At 73.0% G+C, this 26,822-nt stretch carries 24 protein-coding genes; 11 read left to right on the top strand and 13 right to left on the bottom strand.

Annotated features, from left to right (window positions below; all coding sequences use genetic code 11):
• Positions 1–410 precede the first annotated feature (410 nt).
• From ACZ49J_RS34535 to ACZ49J_RS34525, 3 genes are all read right to left on the bottom strand, one after another.
• Positions 411–1,016, bottom strand: a complete 606-nt coding sequence (locus ACZ49J_RS34535; protein WP_467454469.1) for a flavin reductase family protein — start codon at positions 1,014–1,016, stop codon at positions 411–413.
• Between the two features lie 154 nt (positions 1,017–1,170).
• Complete coding sequence (locus ACZ49J_RS34530; protein WP_467454467.1) at positions 1,171–1,998, bottom strand: enoyl-CoA hydratase/isomerase family protein; 828 nt, start codon at positions 1,996–1,998, stop codon at positions 1,171–1,173.
• 175 nt (positions 1,999–2,173) lie between these two features.
• Complete coding sequence (locus ACZ49J_RS34525) at positions 2,174–4,438, bottom strand: acetate--CoA ligase family protein (RefSeq protein WP_467454466.1); 2,265 nt, start codon at positions 4,436–4,438, stop codon at positions 2,174–2,176.
• Between the two features lie 480 nt (positions 4,439–4,918).
• Here ACZ49J_RS34525 and ACZ49J_RS34520 point away from each other — a divergent pair, with 480 nt between their 5' ends.
• Positions 4,919–5,647, top strand: a complete 729-nt coding sequence (locus ACZ49J_RS34520; protein ID WP_467454465.1) for a GAF and ANTAR domain-containing protein — start codon at positions 4,919–4,921, stop codon at positions 5,645–5,647.
• Between the two features lie 167 nt (positions 5,648–5,814).
• On the opposite strand, the gene ACZ49J_RS34515 is transcribed toward ACZ49J_RS34520, so the two are convergent.
• Entirely contained in the window at positions 5,815–7,107 is a 1,293-nt protein-coding gene (locus tag ACZ49J_RS34515; protein WP_467454463.1) for a flavin-containing monooxygenase, read from the bottom strand.
• 263 nt (positions 7,108–7,370) lie between these two features.
• Between ACZ49J_RS34515 and ACZ49J_RS34510 the strand changes: the two genes are divergently transcribed.
• The 3 genes from ACZ49J_RS34510 (at position 7,371) to ACZ49J_RS34500 (ending at position 8,967) form a co-directional block, all read left to right on the top strand.
• Positions 7,371–7,820 carry a DoxX family membrane protein gene (locus tag ACZ49J_RS34510; protein ID WP_467454462.1) on the top strand — a complete coding sequence of 150 codons (450 nt, stop codon included), beginning with the start codon at positions 7,371–7,373 and terminating at the stop codon, positions 7,818–7,820.
• Complete coding sequence (locus ACZ49J_RS34505; protein WP_467454461.1) at positions 7,817–8,260, top strand: Zn-ribbon domain-containing OB-fold protein; 444 nt, start codon at positions 7,817–7,819, stop codon at positions 8,258–8,260. The genes ACZ49J_RS34510 and ACZ49J_RS34505 overlap by 4 nt, the downstream gene beginning before the upstream one ends.
• A 74-nt stretch (positions 8,261–8,334) precedes the next feature.
• Positions 8,335–8,967, top strand: a complete 633-nt coding sequence (locus ACZ49J_RS34500; protein WP_467454460.1) for a GNAT family N-acetyltransferase — start codon at positions 8,335–8,337, stop codon at positions 8,965–8,967.
• On the opposite strand, the gene ACZ49J_RS34495 is transcribed toward ACZ49J_RS34500, so the two are convergent.
• Together ACZ49J_RS34495 and ACZ49J_RS34490 are read right to left on the bottom strand one after the other, a co-directional pair.
• Positions 8,945–9,610 carry a pyridoxine/pyridoxamine 5'-phosphate oxidase gene (locus ACZ49J_RS34495; protein WP_467454459.1) on the bottom strand — a complete coding sequence of 222 codons (666 nt, stop codon included), beginning with the start codon at positions 9,608–9,610 and terminating at the stop codon, positions 8,945–8,947. The genes ACZ49J_RS34500 and ACZ49J_RS34495 overlap by 23 nt on opposite strands.
• A 26-nt stretch (positions 9,611–9,636) precedes the next feature.
• Entirely contained in the window at positions 9,637–10,062 is a 426-nt protein-coding gene (locus tag ACZ49J_RS34490) for a pyridoxamine 5'-phosphate oxidase family protein (protein WP_467454458.1), read from the bottom strand.
• Between the two features lie 271 nt (positions 10,063–10,333).
• Here ACZ49J_RS34490 and ACZ49J_RS34485 point away from each other — a divergent pair, with 271 nt between their 5' ends.
• Positions 10,334–11,659: a hypothetical protein gene (locus tag ACZ49J_RS34485; RefSeq protein ID WP_467454457.1), complete on the top strand. Its 1,326-nt coding sequence runs from the start codon at positions 10,334–10,336 to the stop codon at positions 11,657–11,659.
• A gap of 33 nt (positions 11,660–11,692) precedes the next feature.
• Here ACZ49J_RS34485 and ACZ49J_RS34480 read toward each other — a convergent pair whose 3' ends face one another.
• Together ACZ49J_RS34480 and ACZ49J_RS34475 are read right to left on the bottom strand one after the other, a co-directional pair.
• The gene (locus ACZ49J_RS34480) at positions 11,693–12,598 is read right to left on the bottom strand and encodes a serine hydrolase (protein WP_467454456.1); all 906 of its coding nucleotides are present in this window, start codon (positions 12,596–12,598) and stop codon (positions 11,693–11,695) included.
• Positions 12,595–13,521 carry a LysR family transcriptional regulator gene (locus ACZ49J_RS34475; RefSeq protein ID WP_467454454.1) on the bottom strand — a complete coding sequence of 309 codons (927 nt, stop codon included), beginning with the start codon at positions 13,519–13,521 and terminating at the stop codon, positions 12,595–12,597. Before ACZ49J_RS34475 ends, ACZ49J_RS34480 begins: the two co-directional genes overlap by 4 nt.
• Positions 13,522–13,666: 145 nt before the next feature.
• Here ACZ49J_RS34475 and bla point away from each other — a divergent pair, with 145 nt between their 5' ends.
• On the top strand, positions 13,667–14,623 hold the full coding sequence (gene bla, locus ACZ49J_RS34470) for a class A beta-lactamase (RefSeq protein ID WP_467454453.1): 957 nt from the start codon (positions 13,667–13,669) through the stop codon (positions 14,621–14,623).
• A gap of 640 nt (positions 14,624–15,263) precedes the next feature.
• On the opposite strand, the gene ACZ49J_RS34465 is transcribed toward bla, so the two are convergent.
• Entirely contained in the window at positions 15,264–16,442 is a 1,179-nt protein-coding gene (locus ACZ49J_RS34465) for a thiolase C-terminal domain-containing protein (protein WP_467454452.1), read from the bottom strand.
• A gap of 116 nt (positions 16,443–16,558) precedes the next feature.
• Here ACZ49J_RS34465 and ACZ49J_RS34460 point away from each other — a divergent pair, with 116 nt between their 5' ends.
• Together ACZ49J_RS34460 and ACZ49J_RS34455 are read left to right on the top strand one after the other, a co-directional pair.
• Complete coding sequence (locus ACZ49J_RS34460; protein WP_467454451.1) at positions 16,559–17,839, top strand: acyl-CoA dehydrogenase family protein; 1,281 nt, start codon at positions 16,559–16,561, stop codon at positions 17,837–17,839.
• The gene (locus tag ACZ49J_RS34455; protein WP_467454450.1) at positions 17,836–18,354 is read left to right on the top strand and encodes a nitroreductase family deazaflavin-dependent oxidoreductase; all 519 of its coding nucleotides are present in this window, start codon (positions 17,836–17,838) and stop codon (positions 18,352–18,354) included. Before ACZ49J_RS34460 ends, ACZ49J_RS34455 begins: the two co-directional genes overlap by 4 nt.
• A 218-nt stretch (positions 18,355–18,572) precedes the next feature.
• Here ACZ49J_RS34455 and ACZ49J_RS34450 read toward each other — a convergent pair whose 3' ends face one another.
• Positions 18,573–19,220 (bottom strand): TetR/AcrR family transcriptional regulator, encoded by a 648-nt coding sequence (locus tag ACZ49J_RS34450; protein WP_467454449.1) that lies wholly within the window; start codon positions 19,218–19,220, stop codon positions 18,573–18,575.
• A 911-nt stretch (positions 19,221–20,131) separates the two neighbouring features.
• On the opposite strand from ACZ49J_RS34450, the gene kbpA reads away from it, so the two are divergent.
• The 3 genes from kbpA to ACZ49J_RS34435 all read left to right on the top strand — a co-directional run bounded on the left by kbpA (position 20,132) and on the right by ACZ49J_RS34435 (position 24,312).
• Positions 20,132–20,914, top strand: a complete 783-nt coding sequence (gene kbpA / locus ACZ49J_RS34445; RefSeq protein WP_467454448.1) for an AfsK-binding protein KbpA — start codon at positions 20,132–20,134, stop codon at positions 20,912–20,914.
• Positions 20,915–21,270: 356 nt separating this feature from the next.
• Complete coding sequence (gene afsK / locus ACZ49J_RS34440; RefSeq protein WP_467454447.1) at positions 21,271–23,631, top strand: protein serine/threonine kinase AfsK; 2,361 nt, start codon at positions 21,271–21,273, stop codon at positions 23,629–23,631.
• Between the two features lie 147 nt (positions 23,632–23,778).
• Positions 23,779–24,312: a hypothetical protein gene (locus ACZ49J_RS34435; RefSeq protein ID WP_467454446.1), complete on the top strand. Its 534-nt coding sequence runs from the start codon at positions 23,779–23,781 to the stop codon at positions 24,310–24,312.
• Here ACZ49J_RS34435 and ACZ49J_RS34430 read toward each other — a convergent pair whose 3' ends face one another.
• The 3 genes from ACZ49J_RS34430 to ACZ49J_RS34420 form a co-directional block, all read right to left on the bottom strand.
• Positions 24,313–25,104 carry an enoyl-CoA hydratase/isomerase family protein gene (locus tag ACZ49J_RS34430; RefSeq protein ID WP_467454445.1) on the bottom strand — a complete coding sequence of 264 codons (792 nt, stop codon included), beginning with the start codon at positions 25,102–25,104 and terminating at the stop codon, positions 24,313–24,315.
• Entirely contained in the window at positions 25,101–25,517 is a 417-nt protein-coding gene (locus ACZ49J_RS34425; RefSeq protein ID WP_467454443.1) for a Zn-ribbon domain-containing OB-fold protein, read from the bottom strand. The genes ACZ49J_RS34430 and ACZ49J_RS34425 overlap by 4 nt, the downstream gene beginning before the upstream one ends.
• 76 nt (positions 25,518–25,593) lie before the next feature.
• Positions 25,594–26,742 (bottom strand): lipid-transfer protein, encoded by a 1,149-nt coding sequence (locus ACZ49J_RS34420; RefSeq protein WP_467454442.1) that lies wholly within the window; start codon positions 26,740–26,742, stop codon positions 25,594–25,596.
• Positions 26,743–26,822: the final 80 nt, after the last annotated feature.

The following is a 26,822-nucleotide window of genomic DNA, read 5'->3' as shown; positions in this document are numbered from 1 at the left end:
CTCAACTCCCTCGCCGACTACCTCACCAAGGTCGGAACCACCGGCCAGCAAACCGAGCAGAACTAATCCTCAGGATTTCTGGCGCAGCACACTAGATCAGGAAAATGGGTCGGCGTCGCCCGCCCGTACAACTCGTCGATACCGACCAACAGCACCCCGCCCCGTGCCGCCTCGGCCCGCAGGGTGTCGCTGCAACCGGCCCTGCTGAAGCACACCAACCCGCACTGGGACGTGTCCATGCCGCGCCCGGCGAGCAGTTCCTTCGCGCGGCCCAGGCGCTCAAGGTGGGAGAGTCGCGCTCTGGCAGCGCTCGACCTGCTCGAAGCTGATGGGCCTGTCGGCCGAGGGCGCGAACTCATGGCGTCCTCCTGCTCCGAAAGGAGGCAGACCGCGCAAGAGCGCTTGGTCGACTACAGGAAGCGTCCTCGGTGGAACAGAAGCGGAGCCACCCCCGCGTCGCTCGCTCCGAGTGCCTCCACCCTCCCGACCACGATCAGGTGGTCCCCGCCCGTGTGCACGGCGTGGATCCGGCAGTCGATCCAGGCGGCGGCGCCGGCCAGACGCGGCGAACCCGTGGCGGGCGCCGCGTCGTGAGCCACCCCCGCGAACTTGTCGGCCCCGCTCACCGCGAACCCGCGGCACAGCTCACCCTGACCGGCGGCCAGCACGTTCACGCAGAAGACGCCCGCGCGGGCGATGCGCGGCCAGGTCGTCGACGTACGGCCGACCATGAACGCGACCAGGGGCGGGTCGAGGGAGAGGGAGGAGAAGGACTGGCAGGCGAAGCCGGCGGGGCCCGCCGCGTCCTCCACGGCAGGCGCGGTGATGACGGTGACCCCCGTCGCGAAGTTCCCCAGCACCCGCCGGAACTCCGCCTGGTCCACCCGCGCCCGCTCGCCCTCTCTGACGCACCGCAGCTCCGGGCGCGGCAGCGCTTCGACGGGCTCCACGGCCGGCGGAGCCTCTGCGGACCTCAGGTACCGGACGGCGGCGGCCGCCATCCCTGCGCTTCCCATCACAAGGAGCATTGAACCTGACGAACCGTCAGAAGTGAAGCGCCAGAAGCGCCGTACATGCTGGACGTGCGGTATGTGCGGTATGTGCGGTACCTGCGGTACCTGCGGTACTGCGGTACGTGCCGTATCCGCCGTACGTCCTCCCGTACCGGCGTCAGCGCCCCTCGTACCGCGGCGTGCGGCGCTCCACGAAGCTCGCCACACCCTCTTTCGCGTCCGCGGTCGTCATGTTGACCTCCTGGGCGGCGGCCTCGGCGGCGAAGGCGGTGGCGCGGTCGGTGTCGAGGGACGCGTTCACGAGCTGCTTGGTCAGGGCGAGGGCGCGGGTGGGGCCGGTGGCGAGGCGCTCCGCCCACTCGCGGGCCGTCTTCTCCAGCTCTTCCGGCGCGACGACGCGGTTGACGAGCCCGAGCCGTTCCGCGTCCGCCGCCGACAGCGCGTCGCCGAAGAACATCAGCTCCTTCGCCCGCCGGGGTCCGACCAGACGCGGGAGGAGGTACGCGCCGCCCCCGTCCGGGACGAGGCCGCGCCGTACGAAGACCTCGATGAAGCGCGCGGGTTCGGCCGCCAGCACCAGGTCGCAGGCGAACGCCAGGTGCGCGCCGATGCCGGCCGCCGTGCCGTTCACGGCGGCGATCACCGGCTTCTCGCAGTCGAGTACGGCGGCGATCAGGCGCTGGGCGCCGAGCCGGATCGTGCGGGCGACGTCGCCGGGGACGCGTTCGGACGGCGGGGTGGACGTGCCGCGCAGGTCCGCGCCCGCGCAGAAGCCACGGCCGGTCGCGGTGATGACGACGGCTCGGACGGCCGGGTCCGCGGACGCCTCCGCCAGCAGCTGGATGATCCGTTCCCGCTGGTCGGGGGCGATGGCGTTCATCGCCTCGGGGCGGTTGAGGGTGATCCACGAGACGGCTTTGTCAGTGGCGTGCAGTATCAATGAGTCACGGGATTTTTCGGGAGGATCGAGGGGGGAGTCGGACATGTGGACGCTCCGTTGTGTACGGGGAGTGAGGGGTGCGGTGTGGGACGCGGTGAGGGGATGGGCGAAGGACGCGGTGAGGGGATGGGCGAAGGACGCGGTGAGGGGGTGGGCGAAGGGCGCGGTGAGGGGGTGGGCGACGGACGCGGTGAGGCGTCTCCGGCGTCCGTGTTCGCGCTCAGCGGCACACCGCCAGCGCGTCCAGCGCCACGGCCCCCTGCCCGCGGGGGAGCACCATCAGCGGGTTGATGTCCAGCTCGGCGATGTCCTCCCCGAGCTCCAGGGCCATCCGCTGCACACGGAGCACGACCTCGACGAGGGCGTCCACGTCGGCCGGGGGAGCCCCGCGCACCCCGTCCAGCAGGGCCCTCCCGCGCAGTTCGGTGAGCATGGCGTGGGCCTGGTCCTCGCCGAAGGGGGGCACGCGCACGGCGGAGTCGCGCAGGACCTCCACCAGCACTCCGCCGAGCCCGACCGTGACCGTCGGCCCGAAGAGCTGGTCGTGCGTGACGCCGACGACCATCTCCACGCCCCGCTCGACCATCTGGCACACCAGCACCCCGTCGAGCGTGATGCCCTCGTAGCGCGCGATGTCGGTGAGCTCGCGATAGGCGTCGCGGACCTGGCTGGCCGAGGTCAGCCCGATCTTCACCAGTCCGAGCTCTGTCTTGTGGGCGATCCGCGCGCCGGAGGCCTTCATCACCACGGGGTAGCCGACCAGGCTCGCCGCCCGCACGGCCGCGGCGGCGCTGGTCACCAGCTGCTCGCGGGGGACGCGGATGCCGTACGCCCGCAGCAGCTGCTTCGCCGCGTGCTCGCTCAGCTGCTGCCCCGGCCGCATCAGGGCCTGCGCCTTGCGGAAGGAGGGCGACGGGCTGCGGGGCGCCTCGTCGAAGGGCGAGCGGTAGGAGGCGGTGAACCGCTGGTGGTCGAGGTGCGCGCGGACGGCCGTGATGCAGTTGGCGAAGGTGCGGAAGGTAACGACGCGGGACGAGCCGAGCAGCGTCTCCCGGTACGCGGACTCGGTGCCCACCGGCGAGCCCCACACCACGCACACCAGCTTGTCCGTCTGCTCTGCCGCGTCCACGAGGTCCTGGGCGAGCTTGTCGCTCATCGGTGGGAAGGGCCCGGTGATGGGACAGATCAGCACCCCTACCTCCGGGTCGTCGAGGATCGCGTCGATGATCTTCCGCCCGCGCCAGTCGCCCACCGGGTGCCCGCCGTTGTCGACCGGGTTCGCCACGTTCAGGTACTCGGGTATCCACTGGTGCAGCTCGGCCTGCCTGGCCTGCGACAGCCGCGGAAGGTGGAGCCCGGCCTCGGTCGCCAGGTCGGCGAAGTGCGCGCCCGTGCCGCCCGAGATCGAATAGACGACGACGCCGTCGGCGGTCCGGTCGGTGGCCCTGGACTGTCCGCCTTCGGTGCCCGGCCGGCGGCGCGCCCGCGCCAGCAGGGTCGCGGTGTCCTGGAGTTCGTCCAGCCCGTCCACCCGGATCACCCCGAACTGGCGCATGGCCGCGTCCACCACCGCGTCGGCACCGGTCAGCTTGCCGGTGTGTGAGGCGGCGGTGCGTGCGCCGGTCTCGGTGCGGCCGACCTTGACGGCGACGACGGGGACGCCGCGCCGGGCGGCCCTGTCGGCGGCGAGAAGGAAGGCGCGGCCGTCCTTCAGGCCCTCCACGTAGGCGGCGATGGCGCCGACCTCGGGCTGCTCGGCGAAGTAGGAGATGAAGTCGGCGGTCTCCAGGTCGGCCTCGTTGCCGGTGGGCGCCCAGTGGGAGAGGCGGACGCCGAGCTCCTGGAGGGCGAAGACGGGGCGGCCCTGGTGGCCGGACTGGGTGATGAGCGCGATGGCGGGCCCTTCCAGGTCGTCCCGGAACCGCTCGAAGGCGTTGAGGTTGGTGTTCGGGCCGAGCAGCCGCAGCCCGGAGCGTGCGACGGCGGCGGCCAGCCGCTCTTGCGCCGCCGCGCCCTCCGCGCCCGTCTCCGCGAACCCGGAGGCGAAGGCGACGGCGAACTTCACCTTGGTCTCGGCGAGTTCCTCGATCACGGGAAGGGGGTCGGCGACCAGCAGGACAGCGAGATCCACCTGCTCGGGCAGGTGGGCGACGGAAGGAGCGCAGGGTATGCCGAAGACGGACTGACGCGTGGGATGCACCGGGTGCAGCCGGGCGCCGACCCGCTCGGCCCAGGTGATCAGCTGCCGCGTGATCCCGGTGTTCGGCCGTCCCTCGGCGTCCGAGGCGCCGACCACGGCCACGGACCCGGGGCGGAAGAACCGGTCGAGATCGGGGACGTCGGCGTACAGCGGGCGCCCGCTGACGTCGAGGTCGTCGGTCTCCGCGGGCCTGCCGTGCACGACGGGTGAGGGTTGCTCGCCGCAGGCGATGACCCGGGCCCGGCGGGAGTCGGTGGTGAGGGTGCCATGGGTTGATCCAAGCATCGGTCCGCCCGCTCCTGTGTGACAGCCAACTAGCTGACGCAGTGTCAGATTACTCACAGGTTACTGAACTGACGCGGTGTCAGGAACCGTCGTGCACGGGAGAGGTGCGGGAGCCCGGCGGGCGCCGCGCGGTGGGCGCGAGGCATGTGCGTGGCGGGCACATGCTTCGTACCCGCCACGCGCGTCGCTGGAACCCCGACGGGGGAACCGGCAGTCGCCCCGTTCCGGGCGCGATGAGTGGAGCGGGGGGCGGTGGGGACGTGAGGGACAGCCGCCCTGGTGAGGGCCCTGGGTCCCCCCGGAGCTCCAGCGCACCGGACCGCGACCGGCTTCCTTCACGACGCACACCGTTCAATGAGCTGTGCCTGTGCGGTATCGCACAGTGACGCCCATGCCGGAACGCCGGGTTCGGGGGTATCAGGTTCGGCGCAAGCTTTGCGGCCCGTCCGGTGGATGAACCACGCTGGGAGGTGAGTGACGATGGACCGCAATCAACACTCGCACGCTCTGGACATGATCGACTGGCTGCTGGAGACCACTTCCGTGCGCGAATTCCTCCAGCTCCTGATCGACGACGCCGTCAGCGCCTCAGGCGCGGACGGCTGCGGAGTGACCTTGCAGCGTCGCGATCGGCCGATGACGGTGGTCAGTACCGGTGGCGTGGCGGACAAGCTGGACGAGAAGCAGTACGGCCAGGACGACGGGCCCTGCCTGCAGGCCCTGCGCACCGGCGAGATCGTGTACGTGCCGGACACGTTGAGAGAAACGCGGTGGGGCTCCTATCCCAACTACGCGGCCGACCTGGGGATCCGCTCCTCGGTGTCGTTGCCGATCCCGGTCCGCACGCACACCGCCGGGGCGCTGAACTTCTACGCCACCTGTCCGGAGGCCTTCTCCGAGGCCGACCGGCGCATGCTGGCGACGTGCGCCGCGCAGGCCGGCGGCGGCATCGCCCTGGCCCAGCGGGTGGCGGACGCCGAGGACTTCGCCCATGAGCTGCAGACCGCGCTCGCCTCCCGCAGTGTGATCGACCAGGCCATCGGCACCGTCATGCAGGAGCACAAGTGCACCGACGAGGAGGCCTTCGAACTGTTGCGCAGGCTCTCCCAGCAGACCAACCTCAAGCTCCGCGAGGTGTGCACCCGCCTGCTCACCGGCCTGGCGGGGCAGCCGCCCACTCCTCAGCCGCCGCTGCGGCGCCGGCCGTGACAACCCGGTTCGGTGAGGTCTGCTCGTCCGTCTGGCCGCGCTCGGACTGCCACCCGGCCGCGATCGGACTGCCCGCGCACAGGCGCTGGTCGCGGGCAGTCCGATCGCGGCCGCGCAACCGCCCGGGGCTTGAGGGGCCGCTGGGGCCCGTGTGACAGCACCTGGGCTCAGGCGCGGGTCTGCGTCCGCTCCACCCCGCCCCCGCGGGCGACCGCCTTGGCGATCTTCTGGGCGTCGAGGGCGAGTTCGCGGAACATGCCGCTGATGGGGTTGGTGAAGCCGGTGAAGTACAGGCCGGGGGCGTTCTTCGGGGTGCGGGCGCCGTGGACGACCGGCTTGCCGCGCTCGTCGAGGACGCCGAGGTGGCCGACGAGGCCCTCCAGGGCGCGCCGGTACCCGGTGGCGGCCACCACGGCCTCGGGCTCGATACGGCTGCCGTCGGCGAGGACGACTTTGCCGTCCTCGAAGCCCTCCACGGCGGCCACGATCTCGACCCGGCCCTTGCGTAGGGCGTCCACGAGGCCGACGTCCTGGACGGGGATGGACCCTTCCTTGACGCGGGAGTACAGGCCGGTGTCGGGGCGCGGCAGCCCGTACGCGGACAGGTCGGGCACGCTGAGCCTGGCCACCGGCCTGGCGAGGCGGTCGACGAGGGCGACCGGCAGGTGCCGTACGGCGATGGCGGTGTACTGGGCCGCCCAGCCGGCTGTGGAACGGCGCACGATGTGCGGGGTGGTGCGCACCGCGAGCCGTACGCGCGAGGCCCTGCCCTCCACCAGGTCGACGGCGATCTCGGCGCCGGTGTTGCCGACGCCGACGACGAGGACGTCGCGGCCCGCGTAGGGCGCCGCGCTGCGGTACTCGCCCGCGTGGAGCAGTTCGCCGGTGTAGTCGTCGCGTCCGGGCCAGTCGGGCAGGTGGGGCGTGTGGTTGTAGCCGGTGGCGACGACGACCGCGCTGCCGGTCAGTTCGCGCCCGCCGGTGGCCCGCAGCAGCCAGCCGCTGCCGTCGGCGGCCGCCTCCACGCGGGAGACCTCGACGCCGGTGACGACCTCCAGCTCGTGGTGCTCGGTGTACTTCTCCAGGTAGCGCACCACGTCGTCGCGCGCCACCCAGCGGCCGAACCGCCGCGGCATCGCCAGCCCGGGCAGCCCCGACAGGCGCCGGGTCGTGTGCAGGTGCAGCCGGTCGTAGTGCCTCCGCCATGACGCGCCGACCTGGTCGGACTTCTCCAGTACGACGGCACGGACGCCCTGGGCCCGCAGCGCGTACGCCGCGGCGAGCCCGCCCGGCCCGCCGCCGATGACGTACACGGGACGATCACGACGGACCCGCTCCACCCGGCCGGCGGAGCCGCCCGCCCCGTCGGGCTCGGTGGACCCGCCGGCCTCGGCGGACCCAGCGGTCCGGGTGGCCCCGTCGGGCTCGGTGGAGTCGGGGGACGTGGAGGAGTCGGCCATGTGCCCGAGGGTATTCGCGTATGCACTTGATGGGTCTCGGTCAAGCCCGGAATTGGTTGCGGATTGATCACGGCTGTAGGAGGACTGGGTGGGACCGGTGGCGTAGGCGGACTGGTTGTGAGGGATCGCGGGAGGCCCGCGGCCTCCGCGGTCCCCGGTCGCGCGGGACGAGCCGTGCCTCCGCCTGGCGGCGCCCCTTGCGCGCGTACGCCCCATGCGCTGAACTGACGTACCGTCAGATTCCTTCGGCGGCAGGGGAGTCCATGGACACGATCTGGCTCACCGGTGCGGAGTGGCTCGCCGTGCTGCGCATCGGGCTGGGGCTGTGGTGGCTGGAGAGCTGGCGGCACAAGGACAAGAAGACGTGGTTCGAGGGCGGCGGCATCACGTGGGCGGCGGGCATCGCGGCGAAGCACCGCTGGAACGTGGTGCGCGGCGGCTTCGACGCCGTCGTCGCACCCCGCCCGCGCGTGATGGCGTACGTCGTCGCCTACGCCGAACTCGCCCTCGGCCTGGGCCTGATCCTCGGGTTCCTCACGCCGGTCGCGCTGGTCGGCGGGCTGCTGCTCAACCTCCTCTACTTCGTCCTCATGATCCACGACTGGGCCGAGCAGGGACAGAACTCGATGATGGCGCTGATCTCGGTGGTGGGACTGTTCGGCATGTCGTGGCAGACGTGGTCGCTCGACGACGCGCTGGGGCTGTTCCAGTGAGCGGCCCGGCAGGCGCGCGCTTCGACCTTCCCCAGGCGGACGCCTTCACCCGCCCGTACTGGGACGCCGCCGCCGAGGGCCGCCTGCTGCTGCGCCGCTGCGGTGCCTGCGGGCGTGCCCACCACTACCCCCGCGAGTTCTGCCCCCACTGCTGGAGCGAGGACGTGACGTGGGAGTCCGCGAGCGGCCGGGCCACCCTCTACACCTGGTCCGTCGTCCACCGCAACGACCTCCCGCCCTTCGGCGAGCGCACCCCGTACGTCGCCGCCGTGGTCGACCTCGCCGAGGGGCCCCGGATGATGACCGAGGTCGTGGGGTGCGGGGAGGGCGAGCTGCGGATGGGGATGGAGCTGGAGGTGACGTTCCGGGAGGCGGGGGACGCCGGTGAAGCCGCGCAGGCCGATGAGGTGGTCATTCCGGTTTTCCGGCCCCGGGGGTGACGCGGCCGCCCGGATGCGCTCCTGGGTTGGGGGCCGGACGTCAGCCCGGAGCGCGCGGGAGTTTCAATGGGCGGATGGCGGATCAGCACCGGAAGAACAAGCACACGCCCGCGCCCGGACTACGCGGCCACGGACTGCGGTTACGGCCCTGGGACGCCGACTGCGACACCGACGTCGAGGCATGGCTGCGCGGGAAGTCCGACCCCGAGTTCCGGCGGTGGAACACGCCGGTGAAGCAGGTCGAGGGGATGCGGGACGCGCGCGAGTCGCTGCTGCTGCGTGCCGGGTGGGAGGCGGAGGGCCGGTGTGTGTCCTTCTGCGTCACGGACGCCACGAGCGGGTCGCCGCTCGGGCACATCGGCATCAACGAGATCGACCACTACATACGGACCGCCCGCGTCGGTTACTGGGTGCTGCCCGAGGCCCGCGGCCACGGCGTCGCCGGCCGCGCCCTCCGCCTGGCCGCGCGCTGGGCCTTCACCACCCTGGGCATCCACCGCCTGGAACTCGGGCACGCCCTCGGCCACGACGCCTCCTGCCGGATAGCCGAGCGCTGCGGTTTTCCCTACGAGGGCACGCTCCGGGGCGCCATGTTCGAGGCGGGCCGCCACGACGCCTTCCGCGACGTCCACCTGCACGCCCGCCTGGCCACGGACCCGGAGCCGGGCGAGGGAGCAGGGGCACTCACGGCCACAGCAGCTCCTTGACCCAGCCACTGCCGGTACGCCGGTAGTCGAGCCGTACGTGCCGTCGGCGTGCGTCCCCCTGGAAGAACTCCACCTGGTCCGGGGCGAGTACGTACACCGTCCACGACGGCACCGGGGCGTCCGGTTCGCGCCGCGCCCGCTCCCACGCGGCCTCGGAGGCGCGCTCCAGCTCCTCGTACGAGGACAGCACCTCGCTCTGGCGGCCCACCAGCCCCGCGGCCAGCGCGCCCGTGGAACGCGCGTGCAGATCGGCGTCCGCGACCTCGGCGGGGGCGACCGTCACCCGGCCGCGCACTCGCACCTGACGGCCCAGGACGGGCCAGTAGAAGCCGAGCGCCGCCTGCGGGCGGGCGGCCAGGTGCCGGCCCTTGCGGCTGCCCGCGTGCGAGGCGAAGTGCCAGCCGTGCTCGTCCGCGCCGTGCAGCATGACCGTCCGGACGTCCGGCGTGCCCTCCGCGTCCGCCGTGGCGAGCGACATGGTGTGCGGCTCCGTCTGCCCCGCCGCCACCGCCTGGGCGAACCACGTCGTGAACAGGGGCAGGGGAGCGTCGGGCGCGGTGGCCGGGTCGAAGGAGGGCAGTTCCGTGACCTCCGGGTCCCACACCCGCAGCGACCTCAGCAGCTCGTGAAGATCCGTTCCCATACCCCGATTGTCACCGGCTCAGGGCCTCACACGGTACCCAGGTCGGACGACACCCACCGCTCCGGACGCAGGTGGACGACGACCTGCTCGCCGTGTGCCTTCCAGGCGAAGTCCACGTACCCGTCCACCTTCTCGGCGGGCAGGTAGCGGGCCGAGATCTCCCGGAGCTGCTCGATGGTCGCGGGCACCGTGTCGGTCACCGGGCCCTCGACCGACACGTACCGGATGGTGGGTTCGAGCCGGTCGACCATCAGCGAGAACCGGCCCGCGGCCTGGATCAGCTCGTTCTTGCGGCTGTCGAGCGCGGTCATGATCCAGATGTCGCCGCCGGGTGCGTACTGGTACCAGATCGGCACGGTGAGCGGGGCCCGTCCCGGCCCCGCCTCCACCGAGAGAGCCGCGATGTGCGGCTCGGCCAGGAACTGCTCACGCTCTTCGCGGGTCAGGGCCATTCGGTCTCCTCCAGCAGACGGGCGCGCGGACGCCGTTGTCGTTTCCGTCGTTGTCGTTCGCGTTGTTGTGGTTTTCCGTCGTTGTGGTTTTCCGCCGTTGTCACTCCGGACGCTTTCGCCTACTCGTCAACGGCACCTGCCCAGGGACTGTTCCGGCGCTCGGGCACATGGCTCGAATCGGTTGGTGCCCGGAACCCGCGGGCATGAGAGGCACATCTGTACGGAGGACGGCGGTAGGTCGCGCCAGGAGCCGGGAGGAAGCGGGGCAGTGGTGAACTCGACGGGTGCGGCCCTCACCGCCGGCACCCTCCTCCTCGCTCTCACCGGGTGCGCCGGCGAGGAGGACCCCTGGATCTCCGCCCCCGAGGTCTTCTACCTGCGGCCCGCGGGCGACAGGTCCGGCCCCCACGACAAGACGCCCTTCCACCTCCAGGCGCACGACCCCGAGGCGCCCACCACGAACCAGGACGACCACCGGCTCACCGTGGACGTGAGCGGCTCCGAGGACGTCGTACGGCTCAAGATCGTGGGCATGCGCGAGAGCGGTCCCCGGTGCACGGGCGACGCCGTGCGCGTGACCTGTGAGGTCGACGGCACGTACGACAGCTGGGGGGACCTCGACCGCGTCCACCCGAAACCCGCGAAGGGCGCCGAACCGGGGGACACGGGCGTCGTACGGTTCACGTACACCACCAAGGACGGCAAGAAGCTCACCGCCAGGACCAGGGTCGTCGTCGGCGAACCCGTGGTCGAGGTGCGCGCCACCGAGCCGTTCAAGGACGTCCGGCCGGGCTCCGGGATCACCGCGCCCGTCGTCGTCCGCAACACCGGCGAGGTGCCCGTCGAAGGCCTCGGCCTCAAACTCACCGACGGAACCCTGGACTTCACGCAGCGCTACTCCAACTGCCGTTACCCGGAGCCGCAGCGGGGCCACATGGCCATCTGCCGGTTCCCGGACCTCAGGATCCAGCCGGGTGAGACGGTCGTCCTCCGGCCCGCCGTGCGGCTGCGCGCCCCCGAGACGACGATCTACGGCTCCTTCGGCCAGGAGGCGTGGGCGCTGGACATGGGCCCCGGGCAGTACGGTGTCGCACCCGACGGCGGCGACCCGGGTGACGGCCCGGCCCTCGAACCCGAGCGGGCGGACGGCGCCGACGCGAAGGGCACGTTCGCCAAGGGCGGCGCCCGCACCGAGGTCACTCTCGACTCCCGCGCCGACTACGGGATCTCCGACGTCGACCTGAGGGGGGAACCCGGCACCGAGCGGAAGGTCCGCCTCACCGTCCGCAACAACGGGCCCGGCAACCCCGGACCCGCCGCGGAGCTCGCCTTCAGCCCTCCGTTCGGCGTGACCGTCCTGAAGGAGCCCATGACGGCGATCGACGACGACGCCTACGAGCCCTACTGCGACGGTGACGGCTTCGCGTACATCTGCGACATCGGCGAGCTGGAGCCGGGCGACTCGCGCACCTTCGAGTTCACCCTGCGCCTGGGCGAACCGGGGGAGGGCACGGCGACCATCGAGAACGACGACGACTCCGACCGCCGCGACCCGAACCCCGCCAACGACGAGGCCACGATCACGGTACGGCCGTAGGCGACGCGCGTCCCCGGGGCCGGGGCCACCGGACTACCACAGCTGCCGCAGGTGGTCCCGCAGTGCGCGCGCGACCTGGGCCATGAGGGCCTCCGCGCCGGGCTGGCTGCTCGCCGGGACGAGCGACTCGGTGAGGGCGGCGACGGCGAAGGCCTGGCCGTCGGCGTGCTCGACGACACCGATCTCGTGGCGGAGGTTCAGCAGCGTGCCGGTCTTGGACGACCAGGTGGTGGCGTCGGAGGTGAAGTCCGGGGCGAGGCGGTGCCGCAGCACGTTGTGGGCCATGAGTTCGCGTACGCGCTCGGCGACCTCGGGGTGGATCTTCGACGGCGTCCACAGGGCCTGGAGCAGCTCGACCCAGGCGCGTGCGCTGCCGGTGTTGGCGCGGGTGGTGTCGAGCTGCGGCACCCGGTGGCCGCGCCCGCTGGTGCCGGCGTCGATGGCGAGGGCGTGGGCGAGATGGACGTCGGCGGCGTCGAACCGTTCGACCGGGGTGTCCATCAGCTCGTCCATCGTGTGCCGCACGGTGATGTCGCGCAGGCCGAGCTCGTGGAGGATCTCGGCGACCCGGGCGGGCGGGGTGAGGCCGAACAGGGCGTCGGCGGCGTGGCTGTCGCTCAGGCAGGTGCTCAGGTACAGCAGGTCGTCGACCGCGATCCGGGCGGGGTGGCGGAACCGGCTCAGCCCGATGGGCCCGGCCGTGGTGATCCGCCCGGGTGCCACGTCCAGCGGTGCCGCTCCGTCGAGCTCGCCCCGCCGGACGCGCTCCAGCGTGGCCAGCGCGAGCGGGACCTTGACGAGGGACGCGGACGGCAGCTGGGTGTCGGGCTCGATGCCCAGTTCCTCCCCCGTGTGCAGGTCCCGCACGAGCAGGCAGCCGTGCAGGCCGCCGTCGCGCAGTTGGCCGCGCAGGTCGTGCAGTAACGCCTCGGTGCTCACGCCCCGGCCCCTCCTGAGGTCGCCGCTGAGGTTGACGCTGGGGTCGCCGCCGGGGTTTCCGCGCCCAGGCAGCGGGCGACGGCGTCGCCCAGGCGCGCTTCGATCAGCTCCGGATTGCCGTCCCCGGCGGCGGCGAGGGCGAAGCCCCGGACGATCGCGAGCTCGCCGACGGGCCGCCAGACGAGGCCGAGTTCCCGGGCCTGGGCGGGGGAGCACAGCAACAGGTCGTCGGAGCACAGGACTTCGGCCGCGGCAGTCGTCAGGTCGGGTGCGGCGACGAGTTGCGCCGGGCGGAGGCCGACCGCGTCGCGCAGGCGCGTCAGCGGGTCGCGGATGTGCGGCACGTCGTCCTCCGGCTGGATCCACACGCGGCGCGCGGGCCCGGGCGATGCGCGGCCGACCCGCAGCGTTTCCAGGTAGACGCGCCTCACGCCCGGGTCCCGGGCACCGGCGAGCCCGAGCGGCACGGACCACCTCGCGTCGTCCGGCACCACCGCGAGCAGGGCGGCCCGCACCTGCTGCGCGTGCAGGAGCTCGGTGCGCTGCGCCGGTCCCGCGACGCGGAGATCGAGGGTGACGCCGTGCCCGCGTGCCTCGGCGACGAGGCGGGCGAGCCCGGCCGTGGAGCAGATGCCGGGCACCGCGAGCCGCCACGGTTTGCGCTTGGCGGCCTCCGCCTCGTGCAGCAGTACGTCGGCCGCCTGCACGAGCTGCCGGGCCGTCGGCAGCATGTCCCGGCCGAAGGGGGTGAGGACGGCCCGCCGCGACGTGCGCTCGAACAGCGGCTCACCGAAGCGTTCCTCCAGGGCGGCGACGCGACGGCTGGCCACCGACTGGGACATCCGGGCGGCGGCGGCCCCGACGGTGAAACCGCCGTGCTCGCTCACGCTGACGAACGCACGACACGCTCCCACCAGATCCACAGCCGGAACCCTATGCCAGATCCACGGCCGGCTCCCATGCCGAATCGGCATGGAACGGCGCGTTCGCGTATTGGACCGCATGACGGTACGGCGGTGAGGGTGATCCACGGATCCCCGAACCCATGACCATCCGGGAGGTTGGCCCATGCAGACCACGCGCCACACGTATCCCCGTCGCGCCGTGCGCGGTGCCCTTGCCGCGCTCGCGCTCGTCGTCCCGCTCACCGCGTGCGGCCAGGACGGCGGCTCCGAGACCTCGTCGGCCTCGTCGCCCTCCCGTTCCGCCGTGACGACGACCCCCATCGCGGCGTCGACCACCCCGTACATCGGCGAGTTGAAGGACTTGGAGCGCAAGTTCGACGCCCGGCTCGGCGTCTACGCCATCGACACCGGCACCGGGCGCGAGGTGGCCTACCGGGCCGGCGAGCGGTTCGGCTACCACTCCACGTTCAAGGCGCTCGAAGCCGCCGCCGTCCTGCGGAAGTACTCGCTGAGCGGCATGGACAGGGTGATCAAGTACTCCGAGGAGGACTTGATCGCCAACTCCCCGATCACCGAGAAGCACGTCGAGACCGGGATGACCCTGCGCGAGCTGTGCGACGCCGCCGTCCGCTACAGCGACAACACCGCGGCCAACCTGCTGTACGACGAGCTCGGCGGCCCCAAGGCTCTCGAAGCGGAGCTCAGGAAGCTGGGCGACAAGGTCAGCCGGATGGACCGCGTCGAGCCCGAGCTGAGCAAGTGGGTCCCGGGCGAGAAGCGGGACACCACCACTCCGCGGGCCCTGGCGAAGGACCTGCGCGCGTACGTCCTCGGAGACGTCCTGGACAAGCGCGAGCGTGCCCAGCTCACGACATGGCTGAAGACCAACATGACCGGCGACGAGCTCATCCGGGCGGGGGTGCCCGAGGGCTGGGAGGTCGGCGACAAGACGGGGAGCGGCTTCTACTACGGCGCCCGCAACGACATCGCCGTCGTGTGGCCCCCCGACTCCGCGCCCATCGTCATGGCGATCCTGACGAACAGGGGCGAGGCGGACGACAGCTACGACAACAAACTGCTCGCGGAAGCGGCGTCCGTGGTCGCGGACACGCTGTCGTAGGGGACCCGGGGCGCGGATTTCCAGCCGAGGCCGGGCACATCCAGCCCGTCCGGCGATTGAGGAGGAGGCCGCCAGGCCGATACGGGGGTCCGTGGACGCAGCCCCCGGGGACGGGACGGGTGGGGGCGGCGGGGGCGAGGAAGCCGGCCCGACCCGGCCCCGGCCCCGACCCGGCCCCGATCCCGGCCCCGATCCTGACCCCGATCCCGATCCCGATCCTGACCCCGATCCCGATCCCGATCCTGACCCCGATCCCGATCCCGATCCCGGCCCCGGCCCCGGCCCCGGCCCGATCCCGGCCCGGCCCCGATCCCGGCCCCGATCCCGATCCCGGCCCCGATCCCGGCCCCGGCCCCGATCCCGACCGCGATCCTGACCCCGATCCCGGCCCCGGCCCCGGCCCCGATCCTGACCCCGGCCCCGGCCCCGGCCCCGATCCCGATCCCGATCCCGGCCCCGGCCCCGGCCCCGATCCTGACCCCGGCCCCGATCCCGGCCCCGGCCCCGGCCCCGGCCCCGATCCTGACCCCGGCCCCGATCCCGGCCCCGGCCCGGCCCCGGCCCGATCCCGGCCCCGGCCCGATCCCGGCCCCGATCCCGGCCCCGGCCCCGGCCCCGGCCCGACCCCGCCCCGACGGACTCAGCCCCGCCCCAGCACGACCGTCCCCGACGAGCAGAACCACCCGCCCGTCCCGGAGGCGACGGCCAGCCGGGGCGGGCCGCCGTCCGCGGCGCGGACCTGACGCCCCTCGCCCGCCTCCCCGCGCAACTGCCGGACGGCCTCCACGAGCAGGAACAGCCCCCGCATTCCCGGGTGCTGGGCCGACAGACCACCCCCGTCGGTGTTCACCGGCAGGTCACCGGTCAGCGTCAGCCGTCCCTTCTCCACGAACGCCCCGCCCTCGCCCTTCGCGCAGAAGCCGAGGTCCTCCAGCGTCACCAGCGTCATGTAGGTGAAGGCGTCGTAGATCTCGGCGAAGTCGATCTCGTCCGGGCGCACCCCCGCCCGTTCGAAGGCGAGCCGTCCGCTCACCGCGGCCGGGGAGACCGTGAAGTCGGCCCACTCGGACATGGTGGTGTGCGAGACGTGCTCGCCGGTGCCCAGCACCCACACCGGGGTCGAGCGGGCATCTTGTACGTACTCCTCGGCGGCCAGCAGCACCGCCGCCCCGCCGTCGGAGCGCAGGCAGCAGTGCAGCTTGGTGAAGGGGTCCGCGATCATCGGGCCCGACAGGACGTCGTCCACCGTGATCGGGTCGCGGTACATGGCCTCCGGGTTCGCCGCGGCGTTGGCCCTGGCCTGGACGGCGACCGAGGCCAGTTGCTCCAGCGTGGTGCCGTACTGGTGCATGTGGCGGCGGGCGGCCATGGCGTACTTGGCGATGAGCGTGTGGCCGTACGGCACCTCGAACTGCAGCGGCCCCCGCGCGCCGAAGGACAGATCACCCGTCCTCCGCCCCGCCCTGATGTCCGCGCGGGCCGTCGAGCCGTAGACGAGCAGCACCGCGTTGGCGTGGCCCGCCGCGATCGCGTCCGCCGCGTGGGCCGCCATCACCTCCCACGTGGAGCCGCCCACGGAGGTGGAGTCCACCCAGGCCGGCCGCAGCCCCAGGTATTCGGCGACCTCCGCGGGGGCCAGCGTGCCCAGGCCCGCCGACGCGAGGCCGTCGACCACCTCGCGGCCGAGCCCGGCGTCGGCCAGGGCCCGGCGGGCGGCCTGGGCGTGCAGTGCGTAGGGCGTCGCGTCGTCCACGCGGCCGCAGTCGGAGAGGGAGACGCCGACGATCGCGACCCTTCGACCGGTCACAGCAGCAGTCATGAATCTGACGGTACATCAGATAGGGCTCGGTTGGGGGAGTGGCGGGGCTGTGCAGTCGCGCGCCACCGCCCTAATATGACGGCCCGTCAGATCAGTGAGGTAGAGGGGGACCGCCCATGGACGCCCGCTTCACCGCCGAACAGGAAGAGATCCGGCGCACGGTACGCGAGGTGCTGCTCAAGCGCTGCGGCCCGGAGGAGGTGCGGGCGGCCGTGCGGACGGCGGAGGGGTACGACGGCGGGCTGTGGGCCACCTTCGCCGACCAGCTGGGCCTGCCCGGACTCGCCCTCCCGGAGAGGTACGGAGGTGTCGGCTGCTCGGTGACGGAACTGGCCCTCGCGGGAGAGGAGTTGGGTCGAATCCTCGCCCCGGGCCCCCTCCTTGCCACCTCCGCCCTGGTCGCCCCGCTCATCCTCGCCCTCGGCACGGAGGAGCAGCGCGCCGGCCTGCTGCCGCGCCTGGCCGCGGGAGGGACGACCGCCGCCCTGGCCGTGCCCGGCCCGCACCTCGCCACCGTGCTCGGACTGACCGGCGGCAACCGCGGTGACTGGGCCGGGGGCGGGCGCGCGGGCGGGGTCCAGGCGCGGCGCGCCGACGGCGGGTGGCGGCTGTACGGGCAGGTGGACCAGGTGCTCGACGGGCACAGCGCGGACCTGCTGCTCGTGGCCGCGCACGCCGGAGGGTACGCCCGCTCGCGCACGCTGCTGTTCACGGTACGGGCACCGGCGGAGGGCCTGACGCGCGTACGGCAGACGGCCCTCGACGAGACACGGCCGCGCGCCCGGCTCGAACTGCGGGACGTGGCAGCGCGGTTGCTCGGCCCCGAAGGCGAGACGGGCGACGTGTTCGAGGCGCTGGCCGGCACCGGCGACACCGCCGCCGCCGTGCTGGCCGCCGAGGCCGTGGGCGCGGCGGACCGGGCGCTGGAGCGGACGGTCGCGTACGTGCGGCAGCGGGAACAGTTCGGGCGGGCGATCGGGTCCTTCCAGGCGGTGAAGCACCGGCTGGCGGACGTGTACGTACAGGTGCAGGCGGCGCGGTCGGCGGCCTACTACGCGGCGTGGGCGGCCTCTCACGAATCAGGAGGTGCGGCGCGATGGGGGTCCCCCCAGGCGTCCAGCTCCGGGGGAGCCTCTGTGCAAGGGCGGTGGCGGGAGACGGGTGGGCGTGTGGGCGGGCTCGCGCTGGCCCAGGGGCTGGAGGCGCTGCGGGCTGCGGCGGCCCAGGGGATCCAGTTGCATGGGGGTATCGGGTTCACCTGGGAACACGAGGCGCACCTGTACTTCAAGCGGGCGGCCGGTGACGAGCTGCTCTTCGGGCCCGTGCACCGGTTGCGCGCGCACGCGGCCGACGCGGCGGGGCTCTTCGAGGGCGAGGAAGGGGAGGTGGCGGTGTGAGTGGTGTGAGTGGGGTGCTGAGGGCCGTGGGCGACGTGGGTGTGCGGGTGGTGCAGCGCGTGTCCTCGACCCGGGCGTTCGCACGCCTCGCCCCGCACGTCATTCCCGCGCTGGACCGCGCGGTCCACCGGATCACCCGGGGAAGGGTACTGCTCAGCGCGCAGCTGCTGCCCGGCGTGATCCTGACGGCCACCGGGGCCAGGAGCGGACTGCCGCGCCGTACGCCGCTGGCCTGCATGCCGGAGTCCGCGGCGGACGGGCGGCCCGTGAGCTGGCTCCTGGTCGGCTCCAACTTCGGCCGCGCGGACCACCCCGCCTGGACCGCCAACCTCCTCGCCCACCCCGACGCCGAGGTCAACTGGAAGGGCGAGGACATCCCGGTCAGGGCGCGGCTGCTGCGGGGGGAGGAGCGGGCGGCCGCGTGGAAGGCGTTGCTGGCGTTCTGGCCGCCGTACGCGACGTACCAGGGGAGGGTGGAGCGGGAGATCCGGGTGTTCCGGATCGAACGGCGCTGAGGCCGCGCGGGTACGCGGCGGGCGGCACCCCAGGGTCTGGTGTGCCGCCCGCGGGACAGGACTCGCGTGACTCGCGTAACCGGCGCCCGAACAGGAGCCGTGGGGCGGGCTGTTGCCGTCGCCGTCGTCGTTGCCGTCGACGGTGTCGGCCCGGCCCGCCTCTCGGTCGGCCGGCCCGTGCGGTCGGCCGGCCGACCGGCCGGTGGGCTCCCGGTCGGTTACTTCGTCGGCTTCTTGCCCGTGATGCCGAGGTGCACCAACAGGGCCAGGTTCGGCTTCAGTTCGGCCTGCTTGACGCCCCAGCTCTGGAAGCCCTTCTGGTGCGAGGCGACGGCGGCGAGCATGGCGACGATCGAACCGGCGATCGCCGCCGGGTTCACGTCCTTGTCGACCCTGCCCTTCTCCTGCAGCGCGGCGACCGCGTCCGCGAGGGAGTTGTTCACCGAGTTCAGGATCTTCATACGGATCTTGTAGAAGCGTTTGTCGCCTTCGGCCGCGCCCAGGTCGACGACGCGGAGGATCGCGTCGTTCCTGCGCCAGAAGTCCAGGAAGCCGTCGACGAGTTCCTGAGCGGTCTGCCAGCCGGCCTTGCCGACCCAGGAACGGCCTTCGAGCAACTCGGTCAACGTGGCGCCCTCGGCGGCCATTTGCTCGGCGATCTCTAGGACGGCGCCTTCGACGTCCGGAAAGTACTGGTAGAAGGTCGCGGGTGAAGTCCCCGCCCTCCGGGCGACATCGATGACCTTGACGTCCCGGTACGGGGAGGAGCTGAGCATCTCGCTGAGGCAGTCGAGCAGCTTCTGCCGGGTCGCCTGCCCACGTCGGCCGGCCACGCGGCCGTCGACGGTACGCACTTGTCCTGTCATGACGTCAGCTTACCGAGGGGTGATCGGATCGCGATTCGGCCGACTGCAAATGGGGCGTACGGCTTTCACCAAGGGGTTCGTGGAGAGCGTGTCGCGTTGAATGGCGGGTTTCTTTCGCCCCCGCCGCCCCTACCCGTCCCATCCCCGGGGGCTGCGCCCCCGGACCCCCGCTGTCGGCCTGGCGGCCTCGTCCTCAAACGCCGGACGGGCTGAAAGCTTCAGCCCCTCCGGCGGTTGAGGAGCCGGGGGCCCGGGGGCAGGCCCCCGAAACGGGTGAGTGGGGCGGAGTCCCGAATGGGCGGGGCTGGGGTGGAGCCCGGAAATGGCGGGGCTGGGGTGGAGCCCGGAAATGGTGGGGCTGGGGTGGAGCCCCGAAATGGCGGGGCGGGGGTGGAGCCCGGAAAGGGTGGGGCGGGGGGGGAGCCCGGAAACGGTGGCGCCGGGGTGGACCCCGGAAACGGCGGCGCTGGGGCGGAACGCCGAACGGACGGGGCTGGGGCGGAGCCCGGAAGAGCGGGGCCGGGGTGGAGTCCCGAATGGGCGGGGCTGGGGCGGAGCCCGGAAGAGCGGGGCCGGGGGCGGAGCCCGGAAGAGCGGGGCCGGGGTGGAGTCCCGAATGGGCGGGGCTGGGGTGGACCCCGGAAACGGCGGGGCCGGGGCGGAGTCCCGAATGGGCGGAGCCCGGAAGAGCGGGGCCGGGGTGAGTCCCGAATGGGCGGGGCTGGGGTGGAGCCCCGAACGGATGGGCCGGGGGCGGCTCCGGCTCATTCGGGGGTGCAGGGGGCGCAGCCCCCTTGGCGGGGGTGAAGGGGCAGCGCCCCTGGGATGGGACGGGTAGGGGCGGCGGGGGCGGAGAACCCCACGGGTGCGCACCCCGCGCGCCTCGCCCCAAACCCCGTTACGTTGGCCGTATGGCCGAGGAAACGGCACAGAAGGGACCGTACCCGGAGGGCGTCCCGTGCTGGGTGGACGCGCAGTTGCCCGACATCGAGGCGGGCAAGCGGTTCTACGGGGAGCTCTTCGGGTGGACGTTCCAGAAGGGGTACGGCACCTCCCAGTGGGCGTACAAGGAGGACGAGCCGGTCGCCGCCCTGGCGCCCAAGGCGGACGGCCGCATGCCGACGGTCTGGACCCTCCACTTCGCGACCCCCGACGCCGCCGCCCTCGCCGATCGCGTCGTGGCCGACGGCGGGCGCATCATCACCGCCCCCACCCGGCTCGGCCCCCACGGCACCACCGTCCTCGCCACCGATCCGGAGGGCGCCGTCTTCGGCCTCTGGCAACCCGGCGCCCACCGGGGCTTCGGCCGCCGCCACGAACCCGGCACCTTCGCGTGGGCCGAGCTGTACGCCAGGGACACCAAGATCGCCAACGACTTCTACGGCAGCCTCTTCCGCGACGCCCTCTTCGGCCCCGGCGCCTCCCCCGACTTCGGCCGGGCCGACCTCGCGGAGGTCTTCCCGCCCGAGATGCCGCCCCACTTCCTGGTCCACTTCGGGGTGAGGGACACCGAGGACGCGCTCGGGGCGGTCCGGCGGCTTGGCGGGCGCGTGCAGGTCGGGCCGTTCGAGGCCTCGTACGGGCGTGTCACGGTGGTCACGGACGACCAGGGGGCGTCCTTCGCGCTGCTCCAGCGCCGGGAGCCGCTCCGGCAGCACGAGCCGCTCCGGCGCCAGGAGCCGCTCCAGGGCTGAGGCAGGCGCGTACGGCCAGGGTGTACCACCGGTCCGTGCAGCGATGCCTACCGCCGATACCTGCCCTTCCTACCGCCAATATCAGCCACTCCCGGGCTTCGCGCGGTAGTTTCTGAACTCTCAAGAACCCTCAGAAGCCATCAGAACCCGTCCCGCGATCCGGGCGGCGGCTTCCCCGAGGGGTGTATCCCGTGGTTTTGTCCTGAGACACCCCGATCCGCCCCCGGGTTCGCACCAGGTGGCCCGGGCAGGAAGAATCGGGGGGTGTGCCGCCATGGCGGTGCCGTGGTGAGACGCTGCACGGGGTCGTGTTCATTCGAGGGCGACGCGGCCCGTACGGGGAGGTGGCAGGGCAAGTGGTGGATCAGCTGACGCAGCACGATCCGCGGCGGATCGGGCCGTTCGAGGTGCTGGGACGGCTGGGTGCCGGCGGCATGGGGCTGGTCTATCTCGCGCGGTCGGCATCGGGCCGGCGCGTGGCGATCAAGACGGTCAGGACGGAGCTCGCCGAGGACCAGCTGTTCCGGGTCCGCTTCACACGCGAGGTCGAGGCGGCGCGGGCCGTCTCCGGCTTCTACACGGCCGCCGTGGTCGACGCGGACCCGCGCGCTGCCGTGCCGTGGCTCGCGACCGCGTACGTGCCCGCGCCCTCGCTCGAGGAGATAGTGACCGAGTGCGGGCCGCTCCCGGCCCAGGCGGTGCGCTGGCTCGCGGCGGGCGTCGCGGAGGCCCTCCAGTCCATTCACGGTGCCGGGCTCGTCCACCGGGACCTCAAGCCCTCCAACGTGCTCGTCGTCGAGGACGGGCCGCGGGTGATCGACTTCGGTATCGCCTCCGGCGTGTCCAACACCCGGCTGACCATGACCAACGTCGCCGTCGGCACGCCCGCCTACATGTCGCCCGAGCAGGCCAAGGACTCACGGAGCGTGACCGGCGCGAGCGATGTGTTCTCGCTGGGCTCCATGCTCGTCTTCGCGGCGACCGGGCACGCGCCCTTCCACGGGGCCAACCCGGTCGAGACCGTGTTCATGCTGCTCAGGGAGGGGCCCGACCTCACCGGGCTGCCCGAGGAGCTGCGGCCGCTGATCGAGTCCTGCATGCAGATGGACCCGACGGCGCGCCCCAACCCGGCGGACCTCCAGGCCCAGCTGGCACCCCACCTCTTCGGCTCCGGCTCCGACGACAGCGGTACGGCCTCCGCGTGGCTGCCGGAGAAGGCGGTCACCCTCATCGAGTCCCGCCGCGGCGGACGCCCGGTGGCGCACGCGCCGACCGCCCCGGGCGCCGGCGGCAGTGGCGGCGGTGCCCGGCCGGCCGTTCCCGCCCCTCCGCCCCCGCCGTCGTACGATCCCGCGCCCGTGCCCGCCCCCGTCGGCGCCCCCGACGCCGGTCCCGTACGGCTCGCGGGCGCGCAGGTGCCCATCGGGCCCGGTCCGCGCGTGGCCGACGCCCGGGCCGCCGCCGTGAAGGCGCCCCCTCCCGAGGCGGGCCTCGCGGCCTCCTGGTCCCGTCCGCGCGCCGGCGTGAACGGCGCCGACCCCGCCACCGCCGCGCCCCCCGCGCCGTCCGCGCCCCCGGAGGCGGGGGCGGGCTGGCGCCCCTGGCGCTTCCGCATGTCGAACGACGTCTGGGGGACCCCGACGGTCGCCGACGACCTGGTCTACGTCACCTCCTTCGAGGTGCACGCGCTGGACGTGATGACCGGCCGGCGCCGCTTCAAGACGCGCGACGTGGCCTGGTCGATGGCGGTCGCGGACGGCCGCGTCCACGCCTCCGACGGCCCGACCCTCTTCGCCCTGGACGCCCGCGAGGGCACCGACCTGTGGCGGCTGTCGGTGGACGCCTGGGTGTACTCGCTGAAGGCCGACCGCGGCACCGTCGTCACCGGCACGCGCGGCGGCGGCGTCCAGGCGTGGGAGGCCTCCAACGGCCAGAAGCTGTGGGAGATCACCGGCGCCCAGACCGACTTCGAGTCGCCCGAGGCGGGCCCCACCGTCCAGGACGGCACGGTGTTCGTCTGGAAGGACGCCCGGCTGCGCGCCCTGGACGCCCGAACGGGTGACGAGCGCTGGTCGTACCCCATCGGCGACTCGGCGTCCTGCGGCGGCGTCCCGGTGCGGCTGACGCCCGCCGCGGACGGCCACGTGTACGTCTGCGCCGGCTCGCGCGTGCTGGCCATCGACATCGCGGGCGGCCATGTGCGCTGGCACTTCGAGGCCCCGGCGGTGTTCCTGTGCGCACCGACCTTCGTCCCCGGCCCGGCGGTCACGGGCGGCGGCATCTACCTCGCCGACTACCTGGGCACGGTCTACGCCCTCGACGCCACCGACGGCCGCGACCGCTGGCGCATCGCGACGGAGTCCCGTTCGTCGGTGGACTCGGTCCTCGTCGCCGCGGGCCACGTCCACGTGGGCAGCGGCAAGGGCCTCTACACGCTGGACGCGGTCACCGGCACGCCGAAGTGGCGCTTCCAGGCCGGCGGCGACATCGTGGGCGCGCCCGCCGTCGCCGAGGGCCGCATCCACTTCGGCTCCACCGACCACCTCCTCTACACCCTCAAGTCCGACGACGGCCGTCTGCGCTGGAAGCTGGCCACGGGTGGCGAGATCACGGGCTCTCCCGTGGTGAAGGACGGCGTCGTGTACGCGTGCAGCAAGGACCGCTGCGTGTACGCGCTGGACGCGGAGAAGGGCACGGGGACCGCGCGGACCGCGTGAGCGCGGTGTGGACGCCGCGTGGACGGCTGTTCCGCGGGCCCGGGACGCCTCCGGAGCGCTGCTAGTGTGGCGTGCACCTGCCAGTCGGGCGTTGCCCATGTGCGGGTGCAATGCCAACACGACTGTTCTCAACGGGGGTTGAAGCTCGTGAAGCTCCGCCATGTCCGCGCCGTCGCCGTCTTCGGCATCGCCGTCATCGCCCTCACCGGAGCCCGCGGCTCGCACGGCGGCGGCTGCGACTCCGGTTCCTCGTCCTCCTCGTCCTCCTCGTCGGGTACGAGCGGCGGCAGCGGCAGCGGTGACGTCGGCAAGGACAGCGACCACGACGACACCACGACGTCGGGCGGCACGGGTACGTCGGGCTCCACGGGCGGCACCGGCTCCCAGCGTGCCGCCAGGGACGTGAGGATCGAGTCCTGCGCGTTCGACGCGGCCCGTGGCATCGTCGCCCGCGTCCGCGCCACGAACAGCAGCGCGGCGACGACGTACACCTACGACTTCGACGTCACCTTCAGGGACCCGAGCGGTTCCGTCGTACGCACCAGCAACTCCACCATCCCGTACGTCTCCGCGGGTTCCTCCGACACCCTGGACGTCGCGGCGGCCTACGCCCCGGCGGACGGGCAGGACGTGAACGGCAGCACGTGCCGGCTGAGCCGAGTGACGCGCACGGCTGACTGATCAGCGGGTCCGGAAGTCCTGGCGGCGGGCGGAGAACAGTTCCGCCTGCCGTTCGGCCGGCAGGTTGCCCAGCGCCACGAGGTGTCCCGCGTGTGCGAGCGCCTGGGCGCGGGTCGCCTCGTGGGCCGCCCAGCACGCCCGTACCGTGCCCTGGACGGCCTCGGCCGGATACGAGGCGATGACACGGGCGCACCGCACCGCCGCGGCGAGCGCCTCGCCGGGCGCGGTCACCTCGGACACCAGCCCCACCTCGTACGCCCGCCGCGCGGACATCCGCTCGGCCGTCCCCATGAGAGCCATCCGCGCCACCTCCCCGTACGGCATGCGCTGGGCCAGGTGGATCGACTCGTAGGCGCTGACCATCCCGTACGTGGTGTGCGGGTCGAAGAAGGTCGCCGTCTCGTCCGCGACGACGAACTCGGCCTCGCCGATGAGGTAGAACGCCCCGCCGCAGGCCATCCCGCCCACTGCCACGACGACCGGCTTCCACAGGTCGTTCGCCTTCGGCCCGATCGCGATGAGCGGGTCGTCCAGCATGTACGGCGAACCGGGCTGCGGCACCTCGGCGTTCCGGTCCAGCCCCGTGCAGAAGGCGCGCTCACCCGCGCCCGTGACGACCACGGCCCGCACCGTGTCGTCGTACCGGAACTCCCGCCAGGCAGCCCCGAGTTCGCGGGCCGTCTCCAGGTCGATCGCGTTGAGGCGGTCGGGGCGGTCGAGCGTGAGGACGGCGACGCCGCTGGCCTTGTCGACGGCCGTACGCAGACCGCCACGCGCGTCGTCCGCGCTCATGTCCGCTCCAGTACCCACTGGGGCAGCCCGTCCCCGTCGAACACCACCTGCACCCTCGCCCCGATGCGCACCCGCTCCAGCGCGACCGAGTCGAGCCGCGCGCCCGCCTCGGCGACCAGGTTCCCCACGAGCCGTATGCGCGGCGCCTCGGCCAGTTCGACGAGGACCACCGGGTACGGCGCCTGCTCCGCGTAGTCCGGCAGGAGGGGCGGGTGGGGGACGACGTACGACCAGACGCGCCCGTGCCCGCTCGTCTCGCGCCACTCGCTCGCGAAGGACTGGCAGTGCGGGCAGCAGGGGCGGGGCGGGAAGCGGGGTTCACCGCAGTCGGCACACGCCTGGACCCGGAGCTCGCCCCGGCGGGCGTACTCCCAGAAGGGGGCGCCGTCGTCGTCCACGACAGGTGTCAGCATCTCGTACTCCTCACTCCTCACTCCTCGCTCCGCGCTTCGCGCTTCCTCGCTTCGCGCTTCCTCGCTCCGCGCTTCCTCAGGTCCGCAGCAAAAGGGCGGACGTCGGGACTCCCTCACCGGCCGTGACCAGGCAGGTCGCGGCGTCCGGGACCTGGGCGGTGCTCGTGCCCCGTAACTGCTTCACGCCCTCGGTGATGAGGTTGAAGCCGTGCACGTACGCCTCGCTCAGCCCGCCGCCACCGGTGTTGAGGGGCAGGCGCCCGCCGATCTCCAGCGCGCCCCCCTCGGTGAAGGCGCCGCCCTCGCCGCGGCCGCAGAACCCGTACCCCTCCAGTGACAGCGGGATCAGCGCGGTGAAGGCGTCGTAGATCTGGGCGACGTCCACGTCCTCGGGGCCGAAGTCGGCGTGTTTCCACAGGTGGCGGGCCGCGGTCCAGGCGGGGCCGGTCAGGGGGTCGTCGTTCCAGTAGTTGACCATGCCGTGGTGCTGGGCGGGCAGGCCCTGGGCGGCGGAGTGGACGTACACGGGCCGCTGCCGGCAGTCCCGCGCCCGCTCGGCGGAGACGATGACGCAGGCCAGTGCGCCGTCCGTCTCCAGGCAGTTGTCGAAGAGGCAGAGGGGCTCGCTGATCCACCGGGAGGTCATATACATGTCACGTGTGAGGGGGCGCTCGTACATGACGGCCGCGGGGTTCTGGTTGGCGCGGTTGCGGCAGGCGAGCGCGACGTTGAACAGGTGGTCGCGTGTGGTGCCGTACTCGTGCATGTGGCGGCGGGCGAGCATGGCGATCTCGTCGACCGGCCTGAGGAGACCGAAGGGGCGGGTCCACTGGGCGGGCGTGGGGAGTTGGACGGCCGTGTTCTTCCAGGGGCGCGGGCCCGACCCCCTCTTCCGTGACCGCCAGGCGACCCCCACGCTCGCCTGTCCCGTGGCGACCGCGGCGGCCAGGTGCGCGACGGTGGCACAGGAACCGCCCCCGCCGTACCCGACCTTGCTGAAGAAGGTCAGATCCCCGAGCCCCAGCGCCTTCGCCACCTCCACCTCATCCGTCTCCTCCATGGTGAAGGAGGCGAGCCCGTCGACCTCGCCCGGGTCGATCCCGGCGTCGTGGAGCGCGGCGAGGATCGCCCGGCACGCCAACGCCTTCTCGCTCTCCGGGAGTCGCCTGGCGAAGGCGGTCTGTCCGATCCCGACGACGGCGGTCGCGTCCTTGAGGGTGGCCATGCGCACGCACCTCCACGGCTGTGCCCCTGAGTTCCCCTGAGTGCCCCCGCGCGTGACGGGCGGCTGACAGTCCGTCAGGC

It is taken from the genome of Streptomyces sp. NPDC030840 (assembly GCF_055572015.1).
Note: the sequence above shows the minus strand (reverse complement) of the source record. Positions and strands in the feature narration are given on the sequence as shown.